The sequence below is a fragment of the Flavobacterium collinsii genome, assembly GCF_902804485.1.
Classification (GTDB): Bacteria; Bacteroidota; Bacteroidia; order Flavobacteriales; family Flavobacteriaceae; genus Flavobacterium; species Flavobacterium collinsii.
Genome location: NZ_CADCST010000202.1, coordinates 1 through 4,001 on the forward strand (window position 1 = coordinate 1; position 4,001 = coordinate 4,001).

Genomic DNA, 4,001 nt, shown 5'->3' on the forward strand with positions numbered 1-4,001 from the left:
GTATTAAATTTATTAGAGTCAATGATTAAATCACCGATTATATTTATTTTATTAAGAATTTGCGCTTTAATACAATTATTGAATGCTTCAAGTAAATGGCGCCTTTCTGAATTAATTTGGTAAGTTTGGATGTCTACATTGATTAAATCTAAAAAAGTGCTACTTCTGAATAAACGCCATGTATCACCTTTTGTACTAATTTCGTTTTTGAAATGATCTATTAATTGTTTGTCTAAAAATATTTCCATCTTATTTTCAGCCTAATAAAGATTTAACCTGACTCCAAATTTCATCTAAAATAATTTCAGGTTTTCTGTTTCCATCAATAATTGAGATGTTTTCTTGTTCTTTTAACTTTTCAAAAGCTTCAAAATATTTTTCTCTGACTTCTTTTAAATATTCTTTATTTTCATATAATTCAATTAGGCTTCTGTCCTTGGTAATTCTTGACATGCTCTCATCTGGGCAAATATCTACATATATATTTATAGTTGGTTTTAAAAGATCTGAGCTCATTGAATTTGAGTTTATAACCCAATCCATAGGCATGTGCACACCGTGATATGCATAAGATGAAAAATAATATCGATCAGTAATTACTATATATCCTTCCTCTATTTTTTTTAAAATTCCATTTGTTTCATTTAACAAATGATCTAATCTATCGGCTACAAATAGCCCTGCAATAGTTCTATTATCTGCTATAATTCTATGATTAAAAACATTTCTTATTATTGATCCTATCGGACTGTCTGTTGGTTCGAATGTGCTGTAGACTTTGTATCCATTTTCTTTTAGTTTATTTGTTAGTAATTTTACCTGAGTACTTTTCCCACTTCCATCAATCCCTTCAAATGCAATAAATATTCCTTTGTTCATTTTTGTTAATTTTTAATAACTTCCCATTTCTTCTTCAAATAAATCAAATTTTTTGTTGCTTCTTTTAGCAAAATAATTTAGTGCCAAACCATAAAAGTCTTTATGCTTGAAATTTATTGTTTTATTATCCTCATAGAGAATGTTTATAATTTTATTTCTCAATTCATCAATGTTTTCTAATTGTGATTTATTTTTGTAATAAATATAAATAGAAAGCAAATATACTATTTCATATAAAGATGAGCTTGTTTTTTTAAATTTTGTTATCTTACTTCTAATAACATTTAATTCTATATCTTTCAAATTACTAAACTCTATTAATAATTCTATAGAATCAGTAAATGAAGCATCTAATTCATTTAATTGATCTTGTTCGTTTTTACTTTTTGATTCAAAATTAAATGAGAAGTTAGATGGCGGATAGTTTTTATAAAATGTCTTGGCTATATTGTTTTTAATTAAAGTATTGCACAAATTATTATTTGTGTAAACATGGAGAGAGTTTGATATATGTGTTTGACTATTGTATTTCTTGTTTAATATAAAGGCAATTATTTCACCCATGAAGCTAAATTGAAATATATTCGCTACATAACCAAAATGCAGGTCATTACTTCTGTTAAAAATAGTTAAATTTAATTTATCTTCATATATTTTAAAAACAAGTTGGGTATTGCAGGGAATATCTTTGCTTTTAGATTGCAAATCAAGTTCAGGATTCCAGATATTAATTACAGTTCTTCTACTTTCGGGTGAATCTTTTAATAATTGCGTTAACTTAAGTACTTGGTCTATTTTTAATCCATTTGATTTCCAATTTCTAATTCGATTTCCATAAGCACCATATAATGTTTGTCCGTCATCACTATACTGATGAAATTTACTATTAAATAAACTAATAAATTCTAAGTCATTTCTTCCAGTGAAAACCCATAATGACTCTGCGAGGTGAAAAAAAATATTGACGTTTCTATTTTGTGATATTGTACATCTATTCAAAGGATTAGTAAGTATTGTTTTAAAATTACTAATTTCATATGTTTCTCCAATTCTACTATTTAATGAATTGCCTTCTTGTTTTATATATTCATTGATATCAACATAAAAATCACTAAAAGAAGAAGCGATCAGTGTATCGATTCCAGTTTTTAAGAGCTTAGACTTCATCTTTGTTATTTTTATATTTTGCAAATCGGATTTCGTTTTCTTTTAGCTTTTCAAGAAATGCTTTTTCTAAATCGATGTTCAATTGATAACTCAATTTTATGATGTATATAAAAACATCTACCATTTCAGAAGAAAGAGTATTTTTCGATTCATTAAGCGTCTTATCACCTCTTACAATTTTTTTAACAATGTTTGCAAATTCTCCTGTTTCGCCAACTAAAGCAATTGTCAAAAACTGTAATATATTTAAATTTTCTTCGTTTATCTTTTCATTCCAATTGAATTTAATTTTATGTTCACTGTCAAAAAGAGTCTGTAATTCAATAATCTTTTTTAAATCCATATTTATTAAATTTTAGCAATTGCATTAGCAATATTAGATTTTATAATTTCATATTGTTCTGTACTTTTTTTATCATAGGATGAATTTTTAACTATGTTATTAAATGTTCTAATAGAAGACGCCACTTCTTCTAAAAGATTTAAAAATTCTTGCGAATAAAGCTCTGATCTGTTTTCTTTTATATAAAGTTTTATACTGCTTATTAAGTTATTTATTCCAATGATTTCAATATTCGATTCTAGGTGGTCCTTTTTTTCATCTAAAACGTCTTTTATCCATCTAGGTCCATTTCCAATAACAGCAATTTTAGTAGCAATTTCAGCTTCGGTAAATGTATCTAATTTAGCTCTGCTGAGACAAGTGAAATTATCTTTAACATAGGCATTAAATGCATGAATAGTTATTGTTATATTATCGAATTTATTGCCAAAAGCATTATTGATTTCAGATGCTATAAGGCAAATTTCTGCTAAATTAATTGGTAAAAAATTTTTAATCTCTAAGGCTCTATAATAACATGTTATACTTAACGTTTTATTATCATCTGAAATACCTGCTTGTAGAACTAAAAAAGAAGGAATTGGCGTATCTCCGCTGCCAATCAAAATATCCATATCAATAAGAGACCAGCACGCTCTATTACTATCATTTTTTATTCTTAATTCATCTATTAAGTAAGTTAGTGCAGATTTACTATTTTTGTTTAAATATTCACCATGGTTAAATTTTAAAGTATTAGGTCTAGAAGGTAGTTGCCATAATTCAGCCAACTCTTTTTTTTCTAGAATAAATGGGTTATTTAATTCAGTGATAGGAAATGTTCCAGAGATGACCAAATTTTGAACCTTATGCTTTTGCTCACATTCTTTAAGAGTCTTAAACCACAATTGATCTATAGAGTCATTTGCTTCAGCTTGTAAATGTGTTATCATAATTTATTTTATTATAGTTAATTTTTTTTCATTAGCTCCATCTAGAATTATTCTAAATTGCTTCACATCATCTTGATTAATTACTTTCTTAAGTTCAATTATACTGAATGAATTATTATAGCCCGTATCTAGACAAGGAAATAATGCACTAGTACCAACAACATCTATATTACATATTTCGATACGTGAGTTTTTGTGAATGTGACCATGTAGTATGTACTTCACATTGTATTTATTTAAAGATTTAAAGAAATCGTAAGAGTTTCTTGTGGTTGAACAATCATTAGAATATGTAGGAATCAAGTGGTGATGAGTAAGAATTATTATGGGATATTTAGCATCTTTTATACATTTATCAAGCTGGGTAATCTCAATAGAACCATATTTTTGATCCCCTTCATAAGAGGAATTAACACATATAAATGAAAATTCATTGATTTCTTCGAGAACACAAGTTTTATCACTATTGTAAATTATATTAGAATTTTTTCTTAGTTCACGTGAGAAAGTATTGAAATTAGAAAAAACCGAGAAACTATTATTTTCAATATCATGATTCCCAGGGCATAGTAGAAAGTGTATAGTATAATCTACTAATTCATTTTTAATAAAATTTAAAAACTCATGTGCATATTGATATTTTAATCCATTTGCCTTATTTGCGATGTCACCTCCTAAAG

6 protein-coding genes are annotated in these 4,001 nt (G+C 26.7%); all 6 read right to left on the reverse strand.

The window, feature by feature from the left end; translation table 11 throughout:
* Window positions 1-248, reverse strand: a 248-nt coding sequence (locus tag FLA105534_RS23685; protein WP_217427739.1) for a hypothetical protein, incomplete at its 3' end; no start/stop codon positions are given.
* 7 nt (window positions 249-255) lie between these two features.
* A complete protein-coding gene (tmk, locus tag FLA105534_RS23690) occupies window positions 256-879 on the reverse strand; it encodes a dTMP kinase (RefSeq protein WP_173968534.1) in 624 nt (207 codons plus the stop codon).
* Between the two features lie 12 nt (window positions 880-891).
* The gene (locus FLA105534_RS23695) at window positions 892-2,046 is read right to left on the reverse strand and encodes a thymidylate synthase (protein ID WP_173968535.1); all 1,155 of its coding nucleotides are present in this window, start codon (window positions 2,044-2,046) and stop codon (window positions 892-894) included.
* A complete protein-coding gene (locus tag FLA105534_RS23700; protein WP_217427740.1) occupies window positions 2,036-2,389 on the reverse strand; it encodes a MazG nucleotide pyrophosphohydrolase domain-containing protein in 354 nt (117 codons plus the stop codon). The genes FLA105534_RS23695 and FLA105534_RS23700 overlap by 11 nt, the downstream gene beginning before the upstream one ends.
* Before the next feature lie 5 nt (window positions 2,390-2,394).
* The gene (locus tag FLA105534_RS23705; RefSeq protein WP_173968536.1) at window positions 2,395-3,321 is read right to left on the reverse strand and encodes a hypothetical protein; all 927 of its coding nucleotides are present in this window, start codon (window positions 3,319-3,321) and stop codon (window positions 2,395-2,397) included.
* 3 nt (window positions 3,322-3,324) lie between these two features.
* A partial coding sequence (locus FLA105534_RS23710) for a metallophosphoesterase family protein (RefSeq protein ID WP_173968537.1) occupies window positions 3,325-4,001 on the reverse strand: 677 nt, incomplete at its 5' end.

Excerpts from the sequence above, each read along its gene's own strand:
- FLA105534_RS23705 (WP_173968536.1), bottom strand. The coding sequence starts at position 3,321 with ATGATAACACATTTACAAGCTGAAGCAAATGACTCTATAGATCAATTG.
- FLA105534_RS23700 (WP_217427740.1), bottom strand. The coding sequence starts at position 2,389 with ATGGATTTAAAAAAGATTATTGAATTACAGACTCTTTTTGACAGTGAA.
- FLA105534_RS23695 (WP_173968535.1), bottom strand. The coding sequence starts at position 2,046 with ATGAAGTCTAAGCTCTTAAAAACTGGAATCGATACACTGATCGCTTCT.
- tmk (WP_173968534.1), bottom strand. The coding sequence starts at position 879 with ATGAACAAAGGAATATTTATTGCATTTGAAGGGATTGATGGAAGTGGG.